Origin of the sequence: Terrimicrobium sacchariphilum (assembly GCF_001613545.1) — a bacterium.
GTDB lineage: Bacteria > Verrucomicrobiota > Verrucomicrobiia > Chthoniobacterales > Terrimicrobiaceae > Terrimicrobium > Terrimicrobium sacchariphilum.
Window position 1 is genome coordinate 2,971,252 of sequence record NZ_BDCO01000002.1, and the last position, 24,636, is coordinate 2,995,887.

At 60.7% G+C, this 24,636-nt stretch carries 27 protein-coding genes; 11 read left to right on the top strand and 16 right to left on the bottom strand.

What is annotated here, in order from left to right; all coding sequences use genetic code 11:
* Positions 1–17 precede the first annotated feature (17 nt).
* The 3 genes from TSACC_RS13935 to TSACC_RS13945 are packed head-to-tail and all read left to right on the top strand — an operon-like array spanning position 18 to position 3,097.
* Positions 18–500: a redoxin domain-containing protein gene (locus tag TSACC_RS13935; protein ID WP_075079856.1), complete on the top strand. Its 483-nt coding sequence runs from the start codon at positions 18–20 to the stop codon at positions 498–500.
* Between the two features lie 8 nt (positions 501–508).
* Positions 509–1,177, top strand: a complete 669-nt coding sequence (locus tag TSACC_RS13940; protein WP_075079857.1) for an OmpA family protein — start codon at positions 509–511, stop codon at positions 1,175–1,177.
* A gap of 9 nt (positions 1,178–1,186) precedes the next feature.
* Positions 1,187–3,097, top strand: coding sequence for an ATP-binding cassette domain-containing protein (locus tag TSACC_RS13945; RefSeq protein ID WP_075079858.1), 1,911 nt, complete (start codon positions 1,187–1,189; stop codon positions 3,095–3,097).
* Between the two features lie 6 nt (positions 3,098–3,103).
* On the opposite strand, the gene TSACC_RS13950 is transcribed toward TSACC_RS13945, so the two are convergent.
* The 4 genes from TSACC_RS13950 to TSACC_RS13965 are packed head-to-tail and all read right to left on the bottom strand — an operon-like array spanning position 3,104 to position 6,756.
* Positions 3,104–4,279: a bifunctional folylpolyglutamate synthase/dihydrofolate synthase gene (locus tag TSACC_RS13950; protein WP_075079859.1), complete on the bottom strand. Its 1,176-nt coding sequence runs from the start codon at positions 4,277–4,279 to the stop codon at positions 3,104–3,106.
* Complete coding sequence (accD, locus tag TSACC_RS13955) at positions 4,276–5,124, bottom strand: acetyl-CoA carboxylase, carboxyltransferase subunit beta (RefSeq protein WP_075079860.1); 849 nt, start codon at positions 5,122–5,124, stop codon at positions 4,276–4,278. The genes TSACC_RS13950 and accD overlap by 4 nt, the downstream gene beginning before the upstream one ends.
* Positions 5,125–5,144: 20 nt before the next feature.
* Positions 5,145–5,870: a ComFC family protein gene (locus tag TSACC_RS13960; RefSeq protein WP_084400469.1), complete on the bottom strand. Its 726-nt coding sequence runs from the start codon at positions 5,868–5,870 to the stop codon at positions 5,145–5,147.
* Positions 5,836–6,756 carry a CPBP family intramembrane glutamic endopeptidase gene (locus tag TSACC_RS13965; RefSeq protein WP_169809645.1) on the bottom strand — a complete coding sequence of 307 codons (921 nt, stop codon included), beginning with the start codon at positions 6,754–6,756 and terminating at the stop codon, positions 5,836–5,838. The genes TSACC_RS13960 and TSACC_RS13965 overlap by 35 nt, the downstream gene beginning before the upstream one ends.
* 59 nt (positions 6,757–6,815) lie before the next feature.
* Between TSACC_RS13965 and bioA the strand changes: the two genes are divergently transcribed.
* A complete protein-coding gene (gene bioA, locus TSACC_RS13970; RefSeq protein ID WP_075079863.1) occupies positions 6,816–8,111 on the top strand; it encodes an adenosylmethionine--8-amino-7-oxononanoate transaminase in 1,296 nt (431 codons plus the stop codon).
* A gap of 63 nt (positions 8,112–8,174) precedes the next feature.
* Here the strand turns inward: bioA and TSACC_RS13975 are convergent, their stop codons facing one another.
* From TSACC_RS13975 to moeB, 5 genes are all read right to left on the bottom strand, one after another.
* A complete protein-coding gene (locus TSACC_RS13975) occupies positions 8,175–8,870 on the bottom strand; it encodes an HAD family hydrolase (protein ID WP_075079864.1) in 696 nt (231 codons plus the stop codon).
* Positions 8,854–9,450 (bottom strand): translation initiation factor IF-3, encoded by a 597-nt coding sequence (infC, locus tag TSACC_RS13980; protein ID WP_075079865.1) that lies wholly within the window; start codon positions 9,448–9,450, stop codon positions 8,854–8,856. Before infC ends, TSACC_RS13975 begins: the two co-directional genes overlap by 17 nt.
* Before the next feature lie 374 nt (positions 9,451–9,824).
* On the bottom strand, positions 9,825–11,615 hold the full coding sequence (gene thrS, locus TSACC_RS13985) for a threonine--tRNA ligase (RefSeq protein ID WP_075079866.1): 1,791 nt from the start codon (positions 11,613–11,615) through the stop codon (positions 9,825–9,827).
* A gap of 30 nt (positions 11,616–11,645) precedes the next feature.
* On the bottom strand, positions 11,646–11,852 hold the full coding sequence (locus TSACC_RS13990; protein ID WP_075079867.1) for a Trm112 family protein: 207 nt from the start codon (positions 11,850–11,852) through the stop codon (positions 11,646–11,648).
* A 13-nt stretch (positions 11,853–11,865) separates the two neighbouring features.
* Positions 11,866–13,056: a molybdopterin-synthase adenylyltransferase MoeB gene (gene moeB, locus TSACC_RS13995; RefSeq protein ID WP_075079868.1), complete on the bottom strand. Its 1,191-nt coding sequence runs from the start codon at positions 13,054–13,056 to the stop codon at positions 11,866–11,868.
* A gap of 69 nt (positions 13,057–13,125) precedes the next feature.
* Here moeB and TSACC_RS14000 point away from each other — a divergent pair, with 69 nt between their 5' ends.
* The 5 genes from TSACC_RS14000 (at position 13,126) to crcB (ending at position 16,762) form a co-directional block, all read left to right on the top strand.
* Positions 13,126–13,617, top strand: coding sequence for a small multi-drug export protein (locus tag TSACC_RS14000; protein ID WP_153811430.1), 492 nt, complete (start codon positions 13,126–13,128; stop codon positions 13,615–13,617).
* A 94-nt stretch (positions 13,618–13,711) separates the two neighbouring features.
* Positions 13,712–15,481: a DNA polymerase III subunit gamma/tau gene (gene dnaX / locus TSACC_RS22550; protein ID WP_075079870.1), complete on the top strand. Its 1,770-nt coding sequence runs from the start codon at positions 13,712–13,714 to the stop codon at positions 15,479–15,481.
* Positions 15,478–15,789 carry a YbaB/EbfC family nucleoid-associated protein gene (locus TSACC_RS14010; RefSeq protein WP_075079871.1) on the top strand — a complete coding sequence of 104 codons (312 nt, stop codon included), beginning with the start codon at positions 15,478–15,480 and terminating at the stop codon, positions 15,787–15,789. Before dnaX ends, TSACC_RS14010 begins: the two co-directional genes overlap by 4 nt.
* A gap of 11 nt (positions 15,790–15,800) precedes the next feature.
* Positions 15,801–16,370, top strand: coding sequence for a dCTP deaminase (dcd, locus tag TSACC_RS14015; protein ID WP_075079872.1), 570 nt, complete (start codon positions 15,801–15,803; stop codon positions 16,368–16,370).
* The gene (gene crcB / locus TSACC_RS14020; protein ID WP_075079873.1) at positions 16,367–16,762 is read left to right on the top strand and encodes a fluoride efflux transporter CrcB; all 396 of its coding nucleotides are present in this window, start codon (positions 16,367–16,369) and stop codon (positions 16,760–16,762) included. The genes dcd and crcB overlap by 4 nt, the downstream gene beginning before the upstream one ends.
* Here crcB and TSACC_RS14025 read toward each other — a convergent pair.
* From TSACC_RS14025 to TSACC_RS14035, 3 genes are read right to left on the bottom strand one after another with little or no spacing between them, the layout of a single operon-like run.
* Positions 16,759–17,595 carry a UbiA-like polyprenyltransferase gene (locus tag TSACC_RS14025; RefSeq protein WP_075079874.1) on the bottom strand — a complete coding sequence of 279 codons (837 nt, stop codon included), beginning with the start codon at positions 17,593–17,595 and terminating at the stop codon, positions 16,759–16,761. The two genes, crcB and TSACC_RS14025, sit on opposite strands and share 4 nt — an antisense overlap.
* Positions 17,592–18,122 carry a hypothetical protein gene (locus TSACC_RS14030; RefSeq protein WP_075079875.1) on the bottom strand — a complete coding sequence of 177 codons (531 nt, stop codon included), beginning with the start codon at positions 18,120–18,122 and terminating at the stop codon, positions 17,592–17,594. Before TSACC_RS14030 ends, TSACC_RS14025 begins: the two co-directional genes overlap by 4 nt.
* A gap of 11 nt (positions 18,123–18,133) precedes the next feature.
* Positions 18,134–19,255, bottom strand: coding sequence for a LacI family DNA-binding transcriptional regulator (locus TSACC_RS14035; RefSeq protein WP_075079876.1), 1,122 nt, complete (start codon positions 19,253–19,255; stop codon positions 18,134–18,136).
* A gap of 98 nt (positions 19,256–19,353) precedes the next feature.
* Between TSACC_RS14035 and TSACC_RS14040 the strand changes: the two genes are divergently transcribed.
* Together TSACC_RS14040 and TSACC_RS22215 are read left to right on the top strand one after the other, a co-directional pair.
* Positions 19,354–19,962: a hypothetical protein gene (locus TSACC_RS14040; RefSeq protein ID WP_075080751.1), complete on the top strand. Its 609-nt coding sequence runs from the start codon at positions 19,354–19,356 to the stop codon at positions 19,960–19,962.
* 75 nt (positions 19,963–20,037) lie between these two features.
* On the top strand, positions 20,038–20,538 hold the full coding sequence (locus tag TSACC_RS22215; protein WP_075079877.1) for an ATP synthase subunit B family protein: 501 nt from the start codon (positions 20,038–20,040) through the stop codon (positions 20,536–20,538).
* Between the two features lie 71 nt (positions 20,539–20,609).
* Here TSACC_RS22215 and TSACC_RS14050 read toward each other — a convergent pair whose 3' ends face one another.
* The 4 genes from TSACC_RS14050 to TSACC_RS14065 all read right to left on the bottom strand — a co-directional run bounded on the left by TSACC_RS14050 (position 20,610) and on the right by TSACC_RS14065 (position 24,595).
* Positions 20,610–20,912 (bottom strand): hypothetical protein, encoded by a 303-nt coding sequence (locus tag TSACC_RS14050; RefSeq protein WP_075079878.1) that lies wholly within the window; start codon positions 20,910–20,912, stop codon positions 20,610–20,612.
* A 92-nt stretch (positions 20,913–21,004) separates the two neighbouring features.
* On the bottom strand, positions 21,005–22,222 hold the full coding sequence (locus TSACC_RS14055) for an aspartate kinase (protein ID WP_075079879.1): 1,218 nt from the start codon (positions 22,220–22,222) through the stop codon (positions 21,005–21,007).
* Between the two features lie 9 nt (positions 22,223–22,231).
* Positions 22,232–23,299 (bottom strand): threonine synthase, encoded by a 1,068-nt coding sequence (gene thrC / locus TSACC_RS14060; RefSeq protein ID WP_075079880.1) that lies wholly within the window; start codon positions 23,297–23,299, stop codon positions 22,232–22,234.
* Complete coding sequence (locus TSACC_RS14065) at positions 23,300–24,595, bottom strand: homoserine dehydrogenase (protein WP_075079881.1); 1,296 nt, start codon at positions 24,593–24,595, stop codon at positions 23,300–23,302.
* Positions 24,596–24,636: the final 41 nt, after the last annotated feature.

The window sequence follows — 24,636 nt, forward strand, 5'->3', positions numbered from 1 at the left end:
TAACCAATCATTATTTTATGGCACTTCCCGTAGGCTCAAAAGCCCCCGATTTCACCCTCAAGTCTGCCGGCCCGAATGGACTCGAAGACATTACGCTGAGCAGCAACTTCGGTGTTCAAGCCACCGTCCTTCTGTTTTTCCCACTCGCTTTCACCAGTGTATGCACGCAGGAATTCTGCGATCTTACAGCCGGCCTGAGCCGGTACTCCGACCTGAATGCCGACGTCATCGGCATCAGCGTCGACAGCCCGTTCGCGCAGGACGCCTGGGCCAAGAAGGAGAAAATCACGATCAAGCTCGCCAGCGATCTCAACAAGGAGACGACCAAGGCCTACGACGTGCTCTTCCCTGCTCTTGCCGGAATCGGTGACACGGCAGCCCGTGCCGCTTTCGTCATCGGCAAGGACGGCGTGATCTATTACAGCGAGCAGACCCCGAGTCCGAAGGAACTTCCCAGCTTCGATAAAATCGAGCAGGTCCTCAGCACTCTCACCCTGTAACTCTCATCATGACTGGTCCGTTGCGACTCGCCTGCCTGCTGGCAGCCATCGCTCTCGCCGGGTGCGACCGCAAGGCCGCGCCCGCTGCGGCAAGCACACCGACTCCAGCCCCGGTTAATGAACCAGGCTATGCCGGAGTGCCCGAGCCATCCGCCAGCCCTGCGGCGTCGGAAGCGCCCTCGGGGCAAGTGGTCGCACCGGAACAAGTCAATACCGACTCCGCCAACGCGGAAAACCAGGCGGTAAAGACCGAGGTGCTCTCGCGCATCGACGTCATGCCAAACCTGACCCCCGAGGAAAAGGACAAGCTCTACGTGCAGGTGGAGCGCGCCCGGGGGATGGGCAAGATCATCACGATCCCCTTCGCATCAGGCAAAACCGCCGTCGGCGCCACGGAAATCGCCGCCCTTCAGGAGGTGATCAAGTTGCCGCAGGTGCAAAAATTCGCGTCAGACCCGACGGTGGTTTTTGTGGTTCTCGGGTTCGCCGACAAGAAGGGCGATCCCGGCAAGAACCAGGCCATTTCCCTCCAACGTGCGGACAGCGTGGTTTCCACCCTCAAGCGCAGCGGTATTCTCAATGTCACCCACGCGGTCGGGATGGGCAGCTCGGAAATCTTCGACGCTCAGAATCTCGACAAGAACCGCGTGGTGGAGGTCTGGGCCGTCCTCCCGTAATTCTCTGCCATGAGCAGCGAGATCGAGACCCGGGAAGGCCTGGCTCCCATCCCGCTTAAGGATGGACTCGTACTCGGTCGCGGTGCGGAGGCGGGCGCGTTATTGCCTGATCCCGCAGTTTCCCGCCGCCATGCCCAGCTCCGATCCACACCGGAGGGATGGATCATCGAGGATCTCGGCAGCCGCAGTGGATCGTTTCTTAACGGCCGGGTGTTTCAGCGCGAGCGCCTCGTCCTCGGCGATGTCCTGCGCATCGGTCCGTTTTTCCTCAGGTACGACGGGCATTTCCTGAGGGAAACTCTTGGCGCCACCGGAGCGAGGCTGGAAGCCATCAGCCTCGGCAAGATCGCATCGGGCCATACGATTCTCTCCGATGTGTCGTTGGTCGTGGAGCCGTGTCAGTTCGTCGGCGTCATCGGCCCCAGCGGTGCGGGAAAGAGCACACTCCTCGATGCGCTGTGCGCGTTGCGTCCGGCCACGTCGGGGTCTGTTCGTCTGGATCACGTCGATCTTTACAAGCACTATGAGAGCCTGCGCGAGGAACTCGGCTACGTGCCGCAGGACGATATCGTCCCGTTGGAACTCACCGTCCGCGATGCGTTGTGGTACGGGGCGAAGCTGCGCCTGCCTGCCGGAACTCCCGGCGCGGAAATCTCCCGGCTGGTCGATCACACCATCGCCCAGATCGGTCTGGCGGAACGAGCCAATACACCGGTGGGCAGGCTTTCCGGCGGCCAGCGCAAGCGCGTGAGTGTCGGAGCCGAGCTGCTCTGCCGCCCTCGCCTCATGTTTCTCGACGAGCCGACATCGGGGCTCGACCCGGCAGCGGAAACGCGGCTGATGCAGTCTCTCCGGGAGCTTTCCACCAATGGCTGCACCATCGTCTGCACGACGCATGTGATGGGCAATGCCTATCTCTTCGACAAGCTCGCGGTGGTGAATGCCGGCCGGCTGGTCTTTTTCGGTGAACCCGCGGCGGCGCTCCGCCACTTTGGCGTCGAGCATCTGGAAAATCTTTACGAGCGTCTGGAGATTCTTGATCCGGCTGGCATTCCTCCTTCCCTGCCGCCGAGCGAGGAGCCTGCCTCGGAACCGATGCTCGCGGCCCGCGCGAAACGACCGGCGGCGCTGCCCATCCTGCTCATGCGCCAATGGGCCATCCTGCGGTCGGATTGGAAAAACCTCCTGCTCGCGCTCGGCCAGCCGGTCTTCATAGCGTTGCTGGTGACCTGGGTCTCGAAGGAATCGCCTCTCGCCCTCTTCTTCGCCTACATCGCAACGCTGTGGTTCGGGTGCGGGAATGCCGCGCAGGAGATCGTGAAGGAACTGCCCATGTTCCGCCGCGAACGGCTCATCGGCCTGGGCCGCCATGAGTATCTGCTGGCAAAGTTCCTCTCCCTAGCCCGCATCACCATCATCCAAAGCCTGCTTCTCTATGGCGTGATGCAAATCACGGCGGGCGGATTGAAAGGCTCGATCGGCTGGCAGGTTGCGGGACTCGTCCTTACGGCCACCGCCTCGGTAGGAATCGGCCTCGCCATTTCCGCGCTTTCCCGCAGCGTTCTCCAGGCCGTGATGCTCGTGCCACTGGTCTTGATCCCGCAGATTCTCTTCTCCGGCTTCACTCCGTCAGCAGGCGACATGAAGGATGGACCGTATCTCGTGTCCCGCCTGATGCCGAGTGCGGCGGTGCAATCGGTCATGGATGTGAGCCTGTTCTGGGATCAGAAAATCACAGGCTCGATGCGGGTGGATTATCCCTCGTCATTTTCCAATCTGAACCGCGACCGCTCGCTACGGAACGGACAAGTCTTTACCAACGCAGGCCCGGCCTGGCAGGGACTTGGCACCCTCGCCCTCTGGGCGCTGGTCTCCTATTGGGTCGCGTGGTTCGCGCTACGCGGCAAGGAACGCGGTTAGCAGACACTAAGGCCGTACGCCGAGAAGCTCCATCGCCTCGCCCACGAGGAAAAGGGAGCCAGTGATCAGCATGCGGCCGCCGGACTGTCGGGCGGCGGCGATGCCTGTCGCGAGCGATTCCTTCACCTGCGACGGAACGCCCACATGGAAATTCGCCGGAGCCTCGGCGCGCTGGCTGCGAGTCGGGACGAAATAAAACTCGCGGGAAATCTTCGCGATCGAGCCCAGCATCTGCGAGTAGTCCTTGTCGCTCAGGGCTCCGAAGACCACGACCGCTTTCTCGTCTCCGAAGCGCTCGATCCAGTGCTGCACCAGACACTCCGCCGCCTGCGGATTATGCCCGCCATCCAGTACTGTGCCATCGGCCAGCACCTGAAAACGTCCAGGCCAAGTGGCGGATTTCAAACCCGCCCGGATCTCGGCGTCGATAAGAGATATTTCCGCCGCAGCCAAAGTCCGCAGAGCCAGCGCGGCATTCAGCTTCTGAACTGATCCCGGGATACCGAGTTCGTACCCCTCCAGCGGATCGTCCACAAACTCGATAGGCGCATTTTTTTCCCGGGCGGTGGCCCGGAGAACCTCTGCTGCCGGAGCCTGCTGGCGACCACTGACGACCGGGACGCCCGGCTTGATAATCCCCGCCTTTTCCCCCGCGATGGCCGCGAGCGTATCGCCCAGCCATTTCATGTGATCGAAGTCCACGGGAGTAATCACCGAGACCAGAGGCGTGACCGCATTGGTCGAGTCGAGCCGACCGCCCATGCCGGTTTCGAGAATCACGATATCGCAGCCCTCGTCGGCGAAATGTCGGATACCGAGAGCCGTCACGATTTCAAAGTAGGTCGGGGAATGCACCCAGCCCTCCGTCTCGCGGCGGATCAGGGTCAGGACATCGACCACCTTTGCGTCCGGTATCATCGCGCCGTTGACGCGAATGCGTTCGCCGAACTCCACGAGATGCGGCGACGTATAAAGCCCGGTCCGCAGCCCATGCGCGCGGCAGAGCGAATCCAGAAACGCGCAGACCGAGCCCTTGCCATTCGTCCCTGCCACATGAAGGAAGCGCAGGTCTTTCTCGGGATTGCCGAGGAGCGCGAGCAAGGCCCGGGTATTATCCAACCCGAGCTTGATCCCAAACTGCTGCGTGGAATACAGCCACGCGAGCGCCTCGGCGGAGGTCACTTGCTGGCCGGAGCGAGGTAGTCGAGAAGCTGGCTGATCACGCCGCGCAGCTTCGTCCGCGAGGCCACGATATCGATGAGACCGTGCTTCTCGAGGAATTCCGCGGTCTGAAAGCCGGGAGGCAGGTCTTGATGCGTGGTCTCCTTGATCACGCGGGGACCGGCGAAGCCGATCATGCTCTTCGGCTCCGCGATGAGCACGTCGCCAAGCGAGGCGTAGCTCGCCATCACACCGGCGGTAGTGGGATTGGTCAAAACGGTGAGGTACGGCAGACGAGCCTCGGCATGGCGGGCGAGAGCGCCGCTGGTCTTGGCCATCTGCATGAGGCTGAGCATGCCCTCGTACATGCGGGCTCCGCCGGAGGCGCAGACGATGACGACGCCCATCTTCTTCTTGGTCGAGAGCTCGATGATGCGGGTGATCTTTTCCCCGACCACGGAACCCATGGTGGCGGCGAGAAAGCTGAAATCCATCACGGCGATACCCACCGGCTTGCCGTCGATCTTTCCGGTACCCGTGATGACGGCGTCGGTGAGGCCCGTCTTGTCCTGATAGCTCTTGAGGCGGTTCGTGTAGGTCGCCACGCCCTTGAACTCCAGGGTATCCACGGAGGTCATGTTCGCATCCGTTTCCTCAAAGGTTCCTTCGTCAATGAGGGAGGCAATACGCTCCTTCGATCCCATGGTGAAGTGGTGTTCGCACTTTGGGCAGATGCGGAGGTTTTCCTCCAAGGCGAGATTGTGAATCACCTCGGAGCAGCTGGGGCATTTGGTCCAGAGTCCTTCAGGCATCTCGCGGGTTTTGCTGACGATGTTCTTGAGAAAGGGCTTACGAAAAATGGGCATGGAGTAAAAAGGGTACGGAATTAGCCGCGGGCGAGAGTGAGCGCGCAAACGGAATGGGCTCCGCCTTCACGGAGGACACGGGCGCATTCATCGAGTGTGGAGCCTGTGGTGAACACATCGTCCACCAAGAGAAGCTTTTGACCTTGCACGGAGACATTCTGCCGTAGAGCGAAGGCATCCCGCAAGTTTTGCATGCGCATATGGCGATCGAAATGCGTTTGGGTCGTGGTGGATCGAATTCGGCGCAAGACTTTCACAATAGGAACGTTACACCGTTTTTGCAACTGTCGGGCCAGAATTTCGGACTGATTGAACTCCCGTTCCCGCTCCCTTGTGGAGAAAAGCGGCACGGGAACGAGGCCGTCAAAGGTGCGTCCCCGGATGCGTTCGTCGGCCAGCCCTTCGCTCAAAAGCCGCCCGAGAACCGGGGCCAGAGTGAGCTCGCGACCGTACTTCAGGCGGTGGATCATCTCCCGCAGGACGCCCCGGCTTTCCCAGCAGGCCACGGCGTAGTCGAAGTGAAAGTCGCGATCCCCGCAGTTCGTGCAGACAAAGGAGCCCAGCGTGCCCCGGGAGGGACGCGAGCAAACCGGGCACCTCGGCGGGGTGATGGGTTTCAGGTCGGCCTGGCACTCCGGGCAGAGATCCTCTCCGCTCACCGCACAAAGACATCCCGAACAATGCGCGGGGAAAAAGAGATCCCGCAGGGTCTCAAGCCCGATCCGGCACGCGTCGAGCACTGGCATGGCGAAGATACAACCAGACGAGCCCACCGGTAATCAACAGGACAATCACGGGAGCCAGTCCCGTCGGCACCGCACCGCTCACGAGGTTGGGCCCGACCCAGGGAAGAAACTCCTCCGGCGGCTTGGCCCGGAATTTCCCGAACCACTGGATTCCCTGCTGGCCAGTGATCCATCCGGCATGGATGCCGATGGGAAGCCAGAGCGACCGCGTCCAAAGGGCGGCAATTCCGAGGATGAGGCCACCGATAAAGAGCGACAAAATGCCAAATCCCAGGACATGGGGTGCAGGCAGGCCGTCGACCACGGCGGCCAGTTGCTGAAGTCCGCTATACCACTCGACGTGCTCGGTCATGGCCTTGGCGGGTTTGGCAAAATGGATGACGGCAAACAGCGCCGAGACTCCGAGCAGGGCGGGAATGCGCCCAAAGGCTCGTGCCGCCAGCCCAAGCAGCACGCCCCGGAAGAGAAACTCCTCCACCGTCGCCACCACCCCGGCGGTCATCAGAATGCGGAAGAGATGACCGAGGCCGAGCTCCTTCTTGATCTTGTAGACGTCGAAGAAGAAATAGCTCACCCCGAGCAGGATTACCGGAATGAGCGCTACAGCGAGGCCAAACCCAAGGTCCTTCGCCCAGGAAGGATTCTTCTCAAGTCCGAACCCTCGGACATTCCGGATTCCCAGCCAGAACAACAACGGCACGATGAGCACCAGAGCCGACACCTGGGTGACGCGGCTGAAATACCGATGAAAGGGATGCTTCGCCAGCCCGGTCAGTACCCCATGATCCGCCAGGGCCTGAACCCCCCAGTAAATCGGCGGAGCCAGGAGGACCCCCGCGAGGATGACGATGAGGAGATAAAGGAAGATTTTTCCGATGGCGGTCACGGATGGGAGAAAAAGTTGTGGAGGGCATCCTGTCAATCGTCCCATGATCCCGACTTTCCATGACACCTGGTACCGAATCCCTCATCCGTCTCGATCGCCAGTATCTCTGGCATCCCTTTACCCAGATGAAAGGCTGGTGCGATCCTGCCTATGAGCCGCTGGTCCTCGTCGAGGGGGACGGCGCGATTCTCCGGGATTCCGAGGGTCGGGAGTATATCGACGGCAACTCCTCCATATGGACCAATGTCCACGGGCACCGGCATCCCGCCATCACCGCCGCGATGAAGGCCCAGCTCGACAAGGTCGCCCACGTCTCCTTCCTCGGAACCACCAACGAACCCGCCATCCGGCTGGCGGAGAAGCTGGTCAACCTGCTGCCAGCTGGCGACTACTCCCGCGTCTTTTTTACCGACAATGGATCGACTGCTATCGAAGTCGCGGTCAAGATGACCTTGCAGTACTGGCAACTGATCGGGCGACCGGAGAGGAACCGGTTCGTGGCGTTCGACAACGCCTATCACGGGGACACCGTAGGCGCGGCCAGCCTGGGAGGAGTGAGCGCATTTACGCAACGCTTTGCCCCGGTACACTTCGCCATCGAGCGGGTGGATTCCACCGATGCGCTTGCACGCCTGGATGCGAACTCGATTGCAGCGATCATCATCGAACCCATGGTTCAGGGCGCTGCCGGGATTCGGCTCTGGCCGGAGGGAACTCTGCGCCGCCTGCGGGAGTGGTGCGATGCCCATGAAGTCCTCCTGATTCTGGACGAAGTCCTCACCGGATTCGGACGAACGGGGAAAATGTTCGCATGTCAGCATGATGGCGTACGAGCGGATTTCCTCTGTCTGGCCAAAGGACTGACCGGCGGGTATGTCCCCTTGGCAGCAACTCTCACAAACGAAAGCATCTATTCTGCATTCCTTGGCGAATATCAGGATCTTAAGACCCTTTTTTACGGACATAGTTTCTGTGGAAATCCTGTGGGTTGCGCTGCCGCTCTGGCCAGCTTGGAGGTGTTCGAGCAGGAAGAAACCCTGCGCCATCTGGGGGAGAAGATCACTTACCTGAGCGAGCTCCTGTCGCGCGTACGCCAGAATGCGTACGTGTTTGAGATTCGCCAGTGTGGTTTCATCGCCGGGATAGAGGTCCGGCAACCCGATGGCACCGCTTTTGAGTGGACCAGCCAGACCGGCGCGCGCATTTGCCAGCGAGCCCGCGAGTACGGATTGCTCACCCGCCCTGTCCTCGACACCCTGGTCTTCATGCCTCCCTACTGCATCACGAGGGAGCAGATGGACGCGGCATTTGTTGCATTGAATCAGGCCATTCTGGATATCTGCCAGGGGACCTGACTACCCCCACCCAGCCGAATGGCTGGCGGGGTTCTGAAACACAAAGACCTCCCGCGAAAGACGCTAGGAGGTCAGGACTTTGACAACAGCCGCAGTGTCCGACAGATCCGGAAAAAGGAAGTCGGGGTGGTGGGCCTCCAGCTCCTCGAGGGAGTAATTACCGGTAGCAATTGCCACCGTTTTGCCCCCGAACGCGCGGCCACACTCGATGTCGCGCGGGGTGTCGCCGATCACATAAACCTGCTCGGGAGGGAACTCCTCCCCATGGCGCTCCAGGGCGCGGGCGCGGGCAAAATTGCCCAGTTGATTGCGATCGTGCGAATCGTCGGAGAATGCGCCGAACTCAAAGTAATCCCACACGCCGTAGTGGCCCAGCTTGATCTCGGCACCGCGGGCCACGTTGCCCGTGAGTAGCGCCAGGACACAGCCCTCGTGCTTCTTGAGCTCCTCCAGAAGCTGGATGATGCCCGGCAGGAGGCGGCCTTTGTGCAGCGGCATGCGCTGCTTGAGATTGTGCAGGTACGCATCGAGGAGGGCCGTGATGTTCTCCGGCGTCACGTCGAGATTCGACTTCTCGAGCATCTGACGCGAGATCAGGCCATCCGTGGCACCCGCGAGATTGATTCCCTGCAGATCTTCAGGAATGCCAAAGGCTTCCTGCATGGCGTTCTTGAGGGACTGCTCCCCTGCTCCCCCTGAGGTGATCAGGGTTCCATCGATGTCGAAGAGCAGGAGGCGACGTTTACTCGTCGTCGCCATCCTCGGGATCGTCGGGCAGATTGTCGACGTCGACCTCACCAGCCTTGCTGAACTTGCGTTTGCGCTTGGCTGCGGGCAGAGGCGAGAGCGTCATGCCGATGGCCTTGCCGACCAGCTTGGGTTCCATGTCGACATGGCCCATGGTGGCGAGGTCTTCCTTCACGCGCTTGACGACCTGCATGCCGAGCTCCTGGTGAGCCATCTCACGGCCGCGGAACTGGAGGTGAATCTTCACCTTGTTCCCCTTGTCGAGAAACTCCTCGGCGTGACGGATCTTGGTCAGATAGTCGTGCTCGTCAATGTTCACCCGGAATTTGACTTCCTTCACCTTGCCGGCGGTGTGCCGCTTTTCCTTCTCCTGTTTGGCGAGGTCATAGCGGAACTTGCCGAAGTCGACGATGCGACATACAGGCGGCTGGGCGTTCGGAGAAATCTCGATCAGGTCAAGCCCCATGCTGCGCGCCTGGCGCAACGCTTCATCGAGGCGCATGACCCCGATTTGCTCGTTGTTTACTCCGTTGATAACACGCACTTCGCGGGCGCGAATGCGTTCATTGACTCGAATATCTTTTAAGTTAATGGGACCTCCCGGTTGTTGGACGTTGCATGCGAAGAAGACAGTACATTCTCACTCTGAGAACCTACGCGAGGAACATTGAAGGCGAAATAAGACGGCTCATGCGCGGCATGAACTAGTTTTCGCAGGTAAAATATTGCATCTTCAATCGTTCGAAATCTGCGCCGTCCGGTAGACGACTACCCGCAGCTTTTAGTGAACTTACGGGATGGCGCAAGAGGAAAATTTCAACAATTTGCCTCACGCTGTTCGATCGAAGCCGAGGCATCCCCTCGGGCGCTGCACCTCGCAGCCTGTTGAAGGCTGAAAAAACCGGCTCAGGCAGCCGGAACCCGAGGGCTCCGACTGCATTTTGAGATCGCGATTTTTCCGGCAAATCAGGCGCGGTTCTTAATGGCGTCGGCCAGCGCGGTGACGACTTCGGCGCGAGGTTTCGCACCCAGGTTGCCCTTTCCGTGCTCGCGAACGCTCACGGCTCCGGCCTCCAGGTCCCGCTTGCCGATGACAAGCATCGTATGAACCTTGGCTTGCTCGGCGCGCTGGATTTTGCCGTTGATCTTGTCGCTGGAGATATCCAGCTCGGCACGAATGCCGAGGCTGCGAAGCTCCGCGTGGAGATCCTTCGCGGCATCGACGAGAGGGTCTTCGTCGCCGATCGTCATCACGCGCACCTGCTCCGGAGCGAGCCAGAGCGGGAAGTTGCCCGCGTAGTGCTCGATAAGGAAGCCGATAAAGCGCTCATGCGTGCCCAGCGGCGCGCGATGGATGCACAGCGGAGTCTTCTCCGTGTTGTCGCGATCCTTGTAGGTCAGGCCAAAGCGGGCCGGTACGGCAAAGTCGACCTGGTTCGTGGCGATGGTGAATTCGCGCCCGATGGCACTCCACACCTGCACGTCGATCTTGGGACCGTAGAAGGCGGCTTCATTCGGCACCTCGACATAGTTGATGCCGGAGCGAATGAGGACGTTGCGCACCATGTCCTCGGTCTTTTTCCAAAGCTCGGGCTGGTCGACAAACTTCTGGCCCAGCTTGGCCGGGTCGTGGGTCGAGAAGCGCATGACATACTTGTCGATTCCGAAAATCTTGAAGTACTTCAGGTACATCTCGTTCACCGCGCGGAACTCCTGCTCAAACTGGTCCTCCGTGCAATAGATATGCGCGTCGTTCATCTGCATGGACCGCACGCGCATGAGGCCGAAAAGCTCGCCGCTCTGCTCGTAGCGATAGCAGGCGCCGTACTCCGCGAGGCGCAGGGGCAGGTCGCGATAGCTGCGCTGCACGGCTCCGAAGAGCTTGTGATGGTGCGGGCAGTTCATCGCCTTGAGGTAATACTTTACGGAATCCCCGCCCTCCTCCTCGCTGAACTCCATCGGAGGAAACATCGAGTCGGCGTAATAAGGCAGGTGACCGCTGCATTTGTACATGCTCTCGCGCGCAATGTGCGGCGTGCGCACGCGCTGATACCCGGCGGCGAATTCCGTCTCCTTGGCGAGGCGCTCGAGCTCCTCGACGAGCACGGTGCCCTTGGGCAGCCAGAGCGGCAGACCGGGGCCCACGTCTTCGTCAAAGCAGAAAAGCTCCATCTCGCGACCGATCTTGCGATGGTCGCGCTTTTTGGCCTCCTCCAGCATGGTGAAGTAAGCCTCCATCTCGGTCTTGTTTTTAAAGGCCGTACCGTAGACACGCTGGAGCTGCGGATTGCGCTCATCGCCCTTGTAGTAGGCGCTGGCGAGATTGGTCAGCTTGAACGCCCCGATGCGCCCGGTGTGCGAAACGTGCGGGCCGGCGCAAAGGTCGGTGAACTGGCCGTTGCGGTAGATCGTGATGACCTCGCCATCCGGGATGTGCTGGACGATATCGAGCTTGAACTTGCTCGGCTCGGTGCGACCGCCGAGGGCGGCGAGTTCGCCCCGCTCGGCCATGGCGATGGCCTCCTCGCGGGAAACCTCGATGCGCTCAAAGCGGTTGTTCGCCTTGATCTCCTTCTTCATCTCCTCCTCGATCCGCGCGAAGTCCTCGGGCGTGATGCGGTGGGGCAGCTCCAGGTCGTAATAAAAGCCGTTCTCCACCGGGGGACCGGCGGCGAATTGAGCCTCGGGCCAGATCTTCAGAATGGCCGTGGCAAGCACGTGGGCGCACGAATGGCGCAGGGTCTCGAGTTCAGTCATGGTAAGTCTGCCGGTTCCCGCGTCGTCCGATCAGGCCAGTCGAATGGCCTCGTCGGAGATCAACAGGGGGATGCCGTTGCGAATGGGATAAAACACCTGTTCATCCTGTCGGATCAAGCCCGCTTCAAAATTGCCCGCCCTGAAAGAGCGGGCGCGCGCGAGCTCCGAAGGCGTCGCCTCGCGGAGAGGCTGACGCGTTTCGGGACAACAGATGATTTCCAGGAGGCGTTTTTCCATAGCCTCGGGAGGTCTAGTATTTGGCGACGCTCGGGTCGACGCGGTCGGCCCAGGCGAGGATGCCGCCTTCCACATTGGCGAGCTTGCCAAAGCCTGCCTTCTGGAGCTGGCGGAGTGCCTTGGCGCTACGCACACCGCTCTTGCAGTGGATGACGATCTCATCGGCGCTGTCGAGTTCGCTCATGCGGGAGGTGAGCTCGCCCAGCGGGATGAGCTTCGCGCCCGGGATGCGGGCGATGTCCCACTCGAAGGGCTCGCGCACGTCGAGGAGGACGAATTTCTCCTTCGCGTCGAGGCGCTTCTTCAGGTCCTCCACCGTGATCTCCGGCACCGGCGGCTCGGCGTCTTCCTCGGCCTGAGCCTGGGGAATACCGCAGAACTGATCGTAGTCGATCGGCGCGGTGATGGTCGGACTGGCGCTGCACACGGGGCACTTCGGATCCTTGCGAATCTTGAACTCGCGGAACTTCATCTTCAGCGCGTCGAAATGGATGAGGCGACCGATGAGCGCCTCGCCGATGCCGACGATGAGCTTCACGGCCTCAATGGCCTGGATCACGCCGACGACGCCCGGGAGGACGCCCAGCACGCCACCCTCGGCGCAGCTCGGGACCATGCCCGGTGGCGGCGGCTCGGGGTACAGGCAGCGGTAGCAGGGACCGCCGAGATGCGGGGCAAACACGGTGGCCTGCCCGTCAAAGCGGAAGATCGAGCCGTAGATATTCGGCTTCTTCAGGAAGACGCTGACGTCGTTGGAAAGATAGCGCGTGGGGAAATTATCCGTGCCGTCGATGACGATGTCGTACTGCTCGACAATCTCCATCGCGTTCTCAGCGCGAAACATCACGTCATGCAGGACGACGTTGACGTTGGGGTTGATGTCTTTGATGCGGTCGCGGGCGCTGTTCAGCTTCTTGCGGCCCACATCCTTGGTGCCGTGGAGCACCTGGCGCTGGAGATTCGAGTAGTCGACAACGTCGAAATCGATCAGCCCGAGCGTGCCGACGCCGGCCGCAGCGAGATAAAGCGCGATGGGAGAGCCGAGCCCGCCCGTGCCGATGCACAGGACGCGGGCGGCCTTGAGCTTCCGTTGACCCTCCAGCGTCACCTCCGGCATGATGAGATGCCGCGAGTAACGGGCGATTTCATCATTGCTGAACTCGATGTCTTCGAGTCGAGCGGGATCGAGGATGCTCTTGGTCATGGTAAGTTCGATTAATGTTGAACCAGCCACGTTAGCGAAGAGAGACCGGATTGCAAGACGCTGGAATATTTGACGACCACTCTTGTGCAGGATATGTCCTCCTGCCTCGCACACGGGATGAAAGCCACCCTATCCAGCATTTTCGCCGTTTTCAGTCTGGGAATCGTCTATTTCCTGGCGGCCATCCCGACCGGCGTCGCGCTCAAGCTCCACCCCGCCACTGCGGCCGTTGCCGCGTGGGCCGGATACACCGCCATTGCCGCCGCCATGCTCCTGATCGGCACCCCGGCTCGCGAGTGGCTGCAGAGGAAGTTCAAAATCTCGCTGGAACCGAATCCGCAGAAGGTCTTCTGGCGGGTCTGGGGCCGGTTCGGCATTCAGGGTTTGGGCTTGCTCGCTCCGGTCACCACTGGTCCGTACATCGCCGCCCTCATCGCTCTCGCCCTCGGGACCCAACCTCGAAAAGTGATTATCTGGATCGCCGTGGGAGCCATTCCGTGGTGCATCCTTTTTGCCATCCTCAGCGCGGCGGGAATCCAATTTCTCCCCAAGCCCGAGTAGTCCGAGAGAGAGAACACGAGGAGCCGGGGAGGAAATTCGCCCCGGATGGAAAAAAGGCTTCGTTTCCCCCGGTCGTCCCACGTAGTTTTCCGGCGTGAGTTACCGTGTATTCGCCCGGAAGTACCGCCCCCAGACGTTCGACGAGGTGGTGGGGCAGGAACACATCACCCGTACCCTGCAGAATGCCATTTCGTCGGGACGGGTCGCTCAGGCGTACCTTTTTGTCGGTCCCCGAGGCATCGGCAAGACCTCGACCGCACGCATTCTGGCCAAGGCGCTGAACTGCGTGAACGGCCCGACAGCCACGCCTTGCGGCGTGTGCGATGCCTGCAAGGAAATCGCGGAAGGGCGCAGCCTCGACGTGCTCGAGATCGACGGAGCCAGCAACAACGGCGTGGAGAACATCCGCGAACTGCGCGACAACGCCGCCTACGCCCCCGCGCGTGGACCGTTCAAGGTCTATCTCATCGACGAGGTGCACATGCTCAGCGCCGGTGCGTTCAACGCCTTGCTGAAAACGCTCGAGGAGCCGCCCGAGCATGTGAAGTTCATTTTCGCCACGACCGAGGCCCAAAAGGTTCCAGCCACAATCACGAGCCGCTGCCAGCGTTTTGACCTGCGCCGCATCCCGACGGAATCGATCTCGGCGCATCTCCAGGACATCGCCCGCAAGGAAAACATCACGATGGAGCCGGCCGCCGCCGATGCGATCGCCCGCGCGGCCGAGGGTGGATTGCGCGACGCCGAGAGCATGCTCGACCAGTCGGTCGCTTTCTGCGGGGACAATATCTCCGCCACCGATGTGATGGCCGTCTTTGGCTTCACGCCGCGCGAGGTGATTCATTCCCTGCTGGAGAACGTCCTTTCTCGCGACGCAGCCGCCGCGCTGGCAGTCATCGCCGGGCAGGCCGAGGCGGGACGCGATCTTTCCCGGCTCCTCGCCGACCTGATTTCGCTCATCCGCGACGAACTCGTGGCCGGAGTCGCCGGAGCCTCCTCCGCGCCGCGCGAGAAGCTCCTGCTGCTACTCGATCTCTTCGCGGAAACCGAAGCCCGCATGCGCTGGGCGACGGACAAGAAGCTCCAGTTTGACGTTGCCACGATCAAGGCCGTCCACATTCTTGATCAGGCCAGCCTCGATGATGTGCTGACCACCCTTTCCGCGTTGAGTCGCGGCGAGGCACTGCCGTCCGCTCCGGCGCGGCCCGCCCCCTCAGCAACTCCAGTGCGCCCGGCTCCCGTGGTACAGGCTCCCACCGTTTCAACAAAACCGGAACCCGCTCCGGTGCCAGCCCCGATTCCCGCGCCCATCTCAGTCCCTGCTCCGACCCCGATTGCTTCGGCTCCGCCGATCCCCCCTGCCCCGCCGGCTCCGGCCCCCGAGCCACTTCTGACCAAGGCCGAGGAGCGGGAGGAAAAATCCATCGATGCCTCCATCGCCTGGGAAAACGTAGCTCGCACCTACGAGACATCGATCAAGTTCCGATGGCTGACGAAGGGCGTCTTTGCGCTCATCGAGGGAGATTCGGTCCTCGTGCAACTCCCGCCGTCGGAAGCGAAGGAACTGGCGTCCTTCCTCGGCGAAATGGGCCGCAAGGATGCCGAAGGAAAGCTTTCCACCGCCCTGAATCGCAAGCTGACCTTGCGCCTGGAAATCGGCGAGCATCTCACCGTGGTCGAGGAAATCCCGGAGCCTGAGCCCGAACCCGCGTCCGTACCGGAGGCCAAGGCTCCCGAGCCCGAACCCGCTGCAACGGCTCCACAAGCCCCGGCAGTCGATCCGATGGACGACTTTAAGAACGACCCTCTCATCAAGAAAGCCCTGGAGATTTTCCGGGGCGAAATCCAGACAGCGACAAAATGAACATTCAGAAAATGATGCAACAGGCCCAGCGCATGCAGGCCAAGATTGCCGAAGCCCAATCCTCCCTCGCCGACAAAACCGTGGAAGCCTCCGCTGGCGGCGGCAAAGTCACCGTGACCGCCAATGGCACGGGCGACGTGCTTTCCATCACGATCGACCCGTCGATCGTCGATCCGCAGGACGTCGAGTTTCTCCAGGAGCTCGTCCTGGCGGGCGTCAAGCAGGCCATCGAGGATTCCCGCAAGCTCGCTGAAAGCGAAATGAAGAAAGCCACGGGCGGCCTGAACATCCCGGGAATGCCCTTCTAAGGAACGAGAGTATGAGCGTTTGTTCGGATAAGTGGATTCGCCAGATGGCGAAAGAACGCGGAATGATCGAGCCCTTTGTGGACGGTCAGGTCAAAGCCGCCGAGGACGGTTCCCGTCTCATCAGCTATGGCCTCTCGAGCTACGGCTACGATCTGCGAGTCTCCAATGAGTTCAAGGTGTTCACCAACATCTTCAACACCGTGGTCGACCCGAAGAATTTCGACCCAAAGTCTTTCGTCGACATCGAGACCGACGTTTGCATCGTCCCACCGAACTCCTTCGCCCTCGCCCGCAGCGTCGAGTATTTCCGCATTCCGCGCGAAGCGCTCACCATCTGCGTCGGCAAGAGCACGTACGCCCGTTGCGGCATCATCGTCAATGTGACGCCTTTTGAGCCCGAGTGGGAAGGTCACGTGACGCTGGAGATTTCCAACACGACTCCCCTGCCCGCCAAGATCTACGCCAACGAAGGCCTCGCCCAGGTCGTTTTCTATCTCGCCAACGATGTTTGCGAGACCAGCTACGCGGACCGTGGCGGCAAGTACATGGGCCAGCGCGGAATCACCGTTCCCCGGATATGAAGATCTACGCTGCCGTGATGCTGGGAGGAGCGATCGGCAGCCTGTCCCGATTCCTGCTGGCGAGCTGGATCGATGGAGTATCCGGTGCATTGTTCCCTTGGGGAACCGTCATCGTCAACATCATCGGGTGTTTCGTCATCGGGCTCTTCAGCGGGTTGATCCTGCCTGAGGGGCCTTGGAATGCGTCACCGGCGTTGCGGTCATTTGCCATCATTGGGGTTCTGGGTGGTTTCACCACCTTTTCCTCATTCAGCCTCCAGTCTGTGGCCCTATTCCGACAGGGACATCATTGGCTGGCTCTCGGAAACGTGTCCCTTTCCCTGGCAGCCTGCCTCTTGGCGACGGCTGCGGGTTTCGCCTTCGCCCTGTATATCGACAAGCACGTGTCCTAGGAGATCAGTCGATCAGCCAGGGTTCCCAGCACAAACAGAGCGCCCACTATGGCATTGGCCTGAAAAAAGGCCTGATTGATCGCGTCCACGCTGCCCTTTCTGGCCAGAATGTGTTCATAAGCCATCGGGATGAGAATCAACCCGGTCGCGGCAAAATAGACCACGCCGAGGTGAGCCGCCCAACCGAAGGCAACCAGGCCAAACCACGCGACGAGATGCAGCAGGACGGCGAGCCGCAACGCACCTGGAATTCCGAGTAGCGTCACCATGGAGCGAAGCCCCTCGCGCCGATCGACCTCGTAGTCCTGCGTGGCATAGATCGTATCAAAGCCCGCCGTCCACACGCATACCGCGACGGCAAGAATGATGGGAGCGAGGGCAAACGATCCCGTCACCGCCAACCACGCACCCACCGGGGCAATGGCCAAGGCGAGACCCAGCACGAACTGAGCGAAATGGGTAAACCGCTTGGCGTAAGAATATCCCAAGATCACCGCCAGCGCCGCCGGCGAAAGGGCAAGGCAGAGCGGATTTAAAAACGCCGTCACTCCGATGAACGCAAGCGAGGAGACCGCGCATGTCGCAATCGCCACGCCCTTGGGAACGAGTCGATGACGTCCCACCGTGCGCGGATTGCGTTTATCGATCTCCCAATCCGCGATGCGATTGAACGTCATGGCCGCCGTACGTGCGAAAACCATGGCGAGAAGAATACAGACCATCACTCGCAGCGAGGGAAAGCCATCCGCGGCAACTACCATCGCGCCGACCGCGAAGGGAAGTGCGAAAATCGTGTGGGAGAAACGGATGAATCGAAGCAGATTCGATATCATCGACGTGGCCGAGCACTATCCTCGAACAACTCGACCAGACCGTCGTCGATGCGCAAATCGACCAGCCTCCACTCGCCCTGCGTCTTGTAAAAATAGAATCGCCAGCGCAGGGGCAGATCGGAGTTTAAGGAAATACATGTACGGCGCATGAGAACGGTTCCCACCTCGCGCTCGTCGACCACCTCGTATCCCGAGATCGGTCCGTAGCCATCGATGGCCTCCTTGGTCTTTGCCTTTAGCCCGTCGACATCCTTTTGCCTCTCGGCAATGATCGTGTTGCGGACCAGCGCGTCATAGGCGGCATCGACCTGATCGGCCTTGAGGGCCAGGAAGAAGGCGTTGAGGATATCATCCGGGGAAAACACCTTTCCCGAGGGAGCAGCCTGCTGCGTGGGAGTCGGCGCAGGGGTATTGACGACAGTCGGTTCCTTTGCACCGGGCGCAAAGATCATGCTGCTGCGCTGATTGGTCTGCTGACCAAAAGCCGACGCAGCCGCCACCACCAGAAACAAAAGCGGGTACCTCATACTGACTGCCTCTAGCGACGACCCAGCTCCGACATGTCCGGTCCATCACCGATGGCACGGAGAGTCGACCCACTCACCCACTCACCCGGGATGAGGATCTTGCGAGGCTGACGAGGAAGACCGAGTTCATTGCGGCTAAGAGCACCGATGAGATGATCGACCGCCGAGGCGCCGATCTCATCGTGCTTCTCATTAATGCCGCTCCACTCGGAGACGTCAGCGACGAGATTCAGGTTGGCGAGGCCGATGTCCTTCGGCACGCTCAGCCCGAGTTGCTCCACCCACTCGCGAATGACCGGGTTGATGCAAAGAATCGCCTCCGGCTTCTCCTGCTCCAGCCATGTGTCAAAAGCCTGGGGACGCCCTTCCTTGAACCGCTCCAGGAATAGAATCGGTATGCGCTGATCCTCGGGCAGCGCTGCCTGCTCGGAGAGGTAGGCGCCCTGCGCCTGGCCGTTGGCCTCGGCGTCGATGTATCGACTATAGACCAGACCGATGCGACGATAACCGAGCTGCAGCAGATTCTGGTACGCAAGCCGCATATTGAAGAACAAGTCACGATCGGCGATGGGGAAACGCTGCGGGTAGAACTGTGCGTGCAACCCGTTGAGGCCGGTAGGCTGCCGGAGGTGGCCGCTGCCAATCAGCGAAACGACACAATGCTCCCACTCTGCGAGCAGATACTGGTGGTTTAGCATGAGGGGAAGAATGATGCCGTAAATGCCCTGGACCTTGAGAAATTTTGACACGCGCGAAACCTCATCCTCAAAGCTGCTGTTTGCCGTCGAGAGGCTGATCTCCTCCAGCCGGTAACCCATGTCAGCGCACCGCTGCCGCGCACCGGCCAGATATCCCCGCAGCCACGGAAACTCATGCCAGGAAGCCACATGCGGATAGTCGTTAAGCCAGCCCATGGCCGCTTGCATCGACGTCGGCCGACTGGCGCGAGCCTGGGCCTGATACATGGCCACCAGCGGATTGGGACGATAGCCTTCCTGGCGGGCAATCTCCTGGATGCGATCCCTCGTGGATTTGGGAATCGTGGGGTGATTTCTCAGTGCTCGTGAGACAGTCGCCTTGTGGACGCCTGCCAGTTTAGCAATGTGGTCGAGGGAAATTCTTTGAAGTTTCACAGCGCAACAGTTGCACGGTGGCGTATTTTTTTCCCATGCGCAAGGTTTATCCGGAATCAACTTGGCGAGAATCGTTTGCGCAGGCAGCATTCGCCGCCATGGCTACTTCTGAAGAGAATGTTTTGGTAGTTCCCCGCAGCCTTTTCGACGAGCTCGGATCGTTCCAGGGACTGCGCCGTCCGGCAGAACCGTATCTCGAAAAATTTCTTCTCAAGGAGAACAACTCCTTTCTCGCCCGCTCACTGGCGGAGAATGATCCCTCCTTCAAGCAGATCATTCCCTATTGTGTCTTCACGCACGGCGACCGCATCCTCCACTACGTACGAGGCTCGAAGTCTGGTGAAAAGCGACTCGTCGCCAAGGGGTCGATCGGCATCGGCGGCCACATCAACGACACCGACGAAAGTCAGGCCAGTTTTGACCAATCCGCGTATCACTACGCAGTGAAGCGCGAGATTTCGGAGGAACTTTCTTTAACCGGAGGATTCACCGAGCGCACCGTCGCGCTGATCAACGACGACAGCAACGAGGTCGGCGCTGTACATCTCGGCGTCGTTCACATCGTCACGCTGGAAAGCGATCAAGTCAGCGCAGGAGAAAAGGCCATCGCGGAACTCGGCTTCCTCACCATCGAGCAGCTCCGCGAACGTCGCGATAACCTCGAGACGTGGTCACAGATCGTGGTCGACGCATGGGATACACTGTAGTCTTCGCTAAAATTCGTTAAGATATTTTGCGACTTTTGCGGGTGCGGAGGGTTCATCCCCTCAACAGCTAATATTATGAAACGCACCCTGCTAACTCTCGTTGCCACAGGCGCGCTCGCAGGAGCCGCCATGGTGATCGCAGCCGACAATTCCAGCCAGGACTCACCTCCGCCTCCGCCGAAGCTCGAAAAAGGAGATCGGCCAGGCGGTCCTGGTGGCCCCGGAGGCAAAGGCCCGCGCGACTTCCGCGGCCATGACGGCGAACGCGGACCCGGTGGGTTTGGCGATCGCGAAGGCGGTCCCGGCTTCCGTCTTGCGGGTGCGCTCGACCTGACCAAGGAACAGCGCGAAAAGCTCAAGACCATCCTTGATGGCCAGAAGGACAAGATCAAAGCCATCCGCGAGGAAGCCCGCCAGAAGATGGATGCCGTGATGGCCGATGTGGAGTCGCAACTCCGCCCCAGCCTCACCACCGAGCAGCAGAAGGTTCTCGACGACCTGAAGGCTCTGGAGAAATCCCGCGAGGCCCTGAAGGACCAGAAGCAGGCTCAAAAGCCTGTAAGTAAACCCGAATAAGGCTTAAACATTAAGACATCCGGCGTCTGATCATTCAGTGGATCGGCGCCGGATTTTTGTATAGACCGATCCTAATGCGCCGGAACGGCCAGGAGGCGAAAATGAATATGCGCTTTTCCGCCTTCCTCACACCACTGGGCGCCCTGGATTTCCCATCGTCGCCGTGACGGAAGAAAGATAAACTCGGCATGCGGCACGCCTTCCCGCCGCATTTCACCCTCCGGCCAGAAGACTCCCCTCGCCCGCTCGGGTTCCAGCACGACCTGCCCCGTGCCAACGACATCGGCATTCCGCCCGCCCATGGCTGCATGGGTCAGGCGTGACCGGAGGTTCCCGGGCAGTTTCTCCGGGCTGTGGTAATCATCGGCGTTCATTCCGAAACGATACGCCAACTCACCCGCCCCGCAAATAACGCGGGGCGTATCAGTCGCCTGATACGCCCCGGTTAGTATCTGAAAAAAAAGACTCAGGCTTGCGCCAAGCCGAAGGCTTCGTGGGCCAGGTTGGCGGCCTCCACGATCTTGGCCTCGTCGAGGATGACGGCGATCTTGATCTCCGAGGTGGAGATCATTTCGATATTGACTCCGCCCTTGGCGAGGGCCTCGAAGAGACGCGCGGCCACGCCGGAGTGCGAGCGCATGCCGATACCGACCACGCTCAGCTTGGCAATGCCTTCCTGCTTCAGGACGTCGCTGGCGCCGATCTCTTTGACGATCGGGTTGAGCAGCGTGCCCAGCTTCTCGAGTTCATCACGGTTCGTGGTGAAGGAAATATCCGTGGTGCCTGCGGCGGAGACGTTCTGCACGATCACGTCGACAATCACATGCGCGTCGGCCAGAGCGGTAAAGATGCGGGAGGCCGCGCCGGGACGGTCCGGTACGTTGGTGATGGTGACCTTGGCCTGGTTGCGTTCCACGGAGACGCCGCGAACGACGACGTTTTCCAGTCCGGGAGTTTCTTCTTTCACGATGGTTCCTCTGTTGGTGTTAAAGCTGCTGCGTACTTCGAAGGGGACTTTGAATTTCTTGGCGAATTCCACGGATCGGGACTGCATGACCTTGGAGCCGGAGCTGGCCATTTCCAGGAGTTCGTCGTAGGCGATCACGTCGATCTTGCGGGCGTTGGGTACGATGCGAGGATCGCAGGTGTAGATGCCGTCGACATCGGTGTAGATCTCGCAGTTGTTGGCCTTGAGCGCGGCCGCGATCGCGATGGCCGTGAGGTCGCTGCCGCCACGGCCGAGGGTCGTGATGGAGCCCTGCACCGTCTGGCCCTGAAACCCGGCCACGATGCAGATATAACCCTCCGAGAGGTATTTGCGGATCTGGCGGGGCGAGATGTTGGCGATCTTGGCCTTCGTGTGAATACCGTCGGTCATGATGCCCGCCTGGGCGCCCGTGAGCGAAACCGCCTTGCCGCCGAGGGCATTGATGGCCATGGCCGTGAGCGCGATCGTCGTCTGCTCGCCGGTGGCGAGGAGCACGTCCATCTCGCGCTCGGTCGGTTTATTGGAAACGTCACGCGCCAGTTTGATGAGGCTATCGGTCACGCCGGACATGGCGGAGACAACGGTCACGACCGAATTCCCGGCCTGCTGGGTGGCAAGCACCCGCCGGGCGACATTCAGGATCCTCTCGGGGGTACCGACGGAGGTTCCTCCATATTTTTGGACGACTAGGGGCATGGCAAAAAATCAGGATTGCTCGAGGACGCTGCGAACGGTGTCGAGGTCGGCCTCGGCTTCGATCGGATGGTAATCACCCGTGGTCATGGCTGTATCCGGGTCTTTCAATCCATGGCCAGTGACGGTGAGCACGATCGACGATGCGTTGAGCGAAGCTCCGCTTTCAAGGAGCTTGAAAAGACCGGCGACCGAGGCGGCGCTGGCGGGTTCGACGAAGATGCCTTCGTTCTTCGCCAGCCAGCTCTGGGCGGCGAGGATTTCCTCGTCGGTGGCGATGTTGATGCTGCCGCCGCTTTGCGTGACGGCATTGCTCGCGCCTTCCCAGCTCGCGGGGTTGCCGATGCGAATGGCGGTAGCCACCGTATTCGGCTGGTCGACGACCTTGTTATAGAAAATGGGAGCTGATCCGGCAGCCTGGAAGCCCACCATGCGCGGCAGGCGAGTCGAGCGCTCGGCCTCGGCAAATTCCCGATACCCCTTCCAGTAGGCCGTGATATTGCCCGCGTTGCCGACCGGCAGGATGTGCATGTCGGGAGCGTCGCCGAGTTCCTCGATGATCTCAAAGGAGCCGGTCTTTTGCCCCTCGATGCGGTGCGGGTTGATCGAGTTGACGATGGCGATGCCGTTCACGCCGCCGAGTTCGCGCACGAGGCGGAGAGCGTCGTCAAAGTTGCCTTTGATCGCGATGACCTTGGCTCCGTAAAGGTAGGCCTGCACGAGCTTGCCGGAGGCGATCTTGCCCGCCGGGAGGATCACTGCGCACTGGATGCCCGCACGAGCGGCATACGCAGCGGCGGCGGCAGACGTGTTGCCCGTGGAGGCGCAGATCACGGTCTGAGCGCCTTCCTCGACCGCCTTGGAAATGGCGACGGTCATGCCTCGATCCTTGAAGGAACCGGTGGGATTGAGTCCCTCGTACTTGATGTAAACCTCGGCGCCGGCCTTTTCGCTCAGGCGCGGCGAATGAATAAGCGGGGTCGATCCTTCGTTCAGCGAAATCACCGGGGTGGCATCGCTGACGGGCAGGTATTCACGGTAGCGGCTGATGACGCCGCGGTCATGGAGAGGAGCTGGCATTTAGGAGAAGGATTCGACGTGCAGGAGTACGGGTTGGTCACGGACGCAGTCCAATCCCGCGATACGCTCGACGGCCTTGCGCATCGCTCCATAGGAAGCGTCGTGAATCATCAACACCAGCGGCACGGAGTCGCCCTCCTGGCCTTCGGGTTGAATGACGGAGAGAATGCCGATACCCGCCTCGCCCAGCGCTCCGGCGATGGCGGCGAGCACGCCCGGCCGGTCGTTGACCGCGAGACGCAGATAGTATCGGGAAATGGATTCGTCGACCGGCTGGCACTTGCCATACAGGTCGTGCGAGGTGAAACCGTAGCAGAAACGCGGGCTCTCGATCGCAGCAGCCGCCTCGGCGAGATCCGAAATGACGGAGCTGGAGGTGGGGTCCTGGCCCGCGCCGCGTCCGTAGAAAAGAGAGTCCCCCGCGATGTCGCCCTTCACCGCCACGGCGTTGAACACGCCATTGACCGAGGCCAGCACATGGCTCTTCGGGATGAGCGTCGGGCAGACGCGCACCTCGATGGCGTTTTCCGGCCCGGCCTGGATGGTCGCGAGCAGCTTGAGGCGGTAGCCGAGTTCATCGGCAAAGCGAATATCCGCCGCCGTCACCTGATCGATACCGGAAACAAAAATCTGGTCGGGATCGAGCCAGAACCCATAGGCGAGCGAGGCGAGGATGAGCGCCTTGTGCGCGGCGTCCCAGCCGTTGATATCGAGCGTCGGGTCCGCCTCGGCATAGCCGAGCTGTTTGGCTTCCTCCAGAGCGGGGGCAAAATCCATCCCCGTGTCCGTCATGCGGGTGAGGATGTAATTGCTCGTGCCGTTCAGGATGCCGTGAATGCTGAGGAAGCGATTCCCCACATACGATTCGCGGACGACCTTGATGATCGGGATACCGCCCGCCACCGCCGCCTCGTAAAAGACCGGCACGCGATGCTCACGTGCGAGGTGAAAAATCTCCTGCCCATGCTCGGCGAGCAGAGCCTTGTTGCCGGTAACAACGATCTTTCCGGCGCGAATCGCCTTGCGAACGAACTCCAGCGGAATCTCGATACCGCCCATCAGCTCGACCACGATGCGAATCGACGGGTCGCTCAGCAGTTCATCGAGGTTGGTCGTAAACAACGCCTCCGGCGCCTCCACGGAACGCGGCTTGGAAAGATCGCGCACGGCGACCTTTCGCACCTCGAACCGGGCGCCCATGCGTTGCGAAATCAAATCGCCGTTGGTCGCGAGGTTCTTGTAAACCCCGGCGCCAACTGTCCCAAATCCCGCCAAACCAATTCCAATAGGCTCCATCGTACGAAAAGCCAGCCAGTATTGGCAGACTCGCGGAATTT

Bases quoted from the DNA above. Each gene is read 5' to 3' on its own strand.
- TSACC_RS14065 (WP_075079881.1), bottom strand. From the start codon at position 24,595: ATGGAGCCTATTGGAATTGGTTTGGCGGGATTTGGGACAGTTGGCGCC.
- TSACC_RS13935 (WP_075079856.1), top strand. From the start codon at position 18: ATGGCACTTCCCGTAGGCTCAAAAGCCCCCGATTTCACCCTCAAGTCT.
- TSACC_RS13975 (WP_075079864.1), bottom strand. From the start codon at position 8,870: ATGGCGACGACGAGTAAACGTCGCCTCCTGCTCTTCGACATCGATGGA.
- accD (WP_075079860.1), bottom strand. From the start codon at position 5,124: ATGCCCATTTTTCGTAAGCCCTTTCTCAAGAACATCGTCAGCAAAACC.
- TSACC_RS14010 (WP_075079871.1), top strand. From the start codon at position 15,478: ATGAACATTCAGAAAATGATGCAACAGGCCCAGCGCATGCAGGCCAAG.
- bioA (WP_075079863.1), top strand. From the start codon at position 6,816: ATGACACCTGGTACCGAATCCCTCATCCGTCTCGATCGCCAGTATCTC.
- TSACC_RS14050 (WP_075079878.1), bottom strand. From the start codon at position 20,912: ATGAACGCCGATGATTACCACAGCCCGGAGAAACTGCCCGGGAACCTC.
- TSACC_RS13945 (WP_075079858.1), top strand. From the start codon at position 1,187: ATGAGCAGCGAGATCGAGACCCGGGAAGGCCTGGCTCCCATCCCGCTT.
- TSACC_RS14040 (WP_075080751.1), top strand. From the start codon at position 19,354: ATGGCTACTTCTGAAGAGAATGTTTTGGTAGTTCCCCGCAGCCTTTTC.
- crcB (WP_075079873.1), top strand. From the start codon at position 16,367: ATGAAGATCTACGCTGCCGTGATGCTGGGAGGAGCGATCGGCAGCCTG.
- thrC (WP_075079880.1), bottom strand. From the start codon at position 23,299: ATGCCAGCTCCTCTCCATGACCGCGGCGTCATCAGCCGCTACCGTGAA.
- dcd (WP_075079872.1), top strand. From the start codon at position 15,801: ATGAGCGTTTGTTCGGATAAGTGGATTCGCCAGATGGCGAAAGAACGC.
- thrS (WP_075079866.1), bottom strand. From the start codon at position 11,615: ATGACTGAACTCGAGACCCTGCGCCATTCGTGCGCCCACGTGCTTGCC.
- TSACC_RS13940 (WP_075079857.1), top strand. From the start codon at position 509: ATGACTGGTCCGTTGCGACTCGCCTGCCTGCTGGCAGCCATCGCTCTC.
- moeB (WP_075079868.1), bottom strand. From the start codon at position 13,056: ATGACCAAGAGCATCCTCGATCCCGCTCGACTCGAAGACATCGAGTTC.
- TSACC_RS13990 (WP_075079867.1), bottom strand. From the start codon at position 11,852: ATGGAAAAACGCCTCCTGGAAATCATCTGTTGTCCCGAAACGCGTCAG.
- TSACC_RS22215 (WP_075079877.1), top strand. From the start codon at position 20,038: ATGAAACGCACCCTGCTAACTCTCGTTGCCACAGGCGCGCTCGCAGGA.
- TSACC_RS14030 (WP_075079875.1), bottom strand. From the start codon at position 18,122: ATGAGGTACCCGCTTTTGTTTCTGGTGGTGGCGGCTGCGTCGGCTTTT.
- TSACC_RS14025 (WP_075079874.1), bottom strand. From the start codon at position 17,595: ATGATATCGAATCTGCTTCGATTCATCCGTTTCTCCCACACGATTTTC.
- TSACC_RS13960 (WP_084400469.1), bottom strand. From the start codon at position 5,870: ATGCCAGTGCTCGACGCGTGCCGGATCGGGCTTGAGACCCTGCGGGAT.
- TSACC_RS14055 (WP_075079879.1), bottom strand. From the start codon at position 22,222: ATGCCCCTAGTCGTCCAAAAATATGGAGGAACCTCCGTCGGTACCCCC.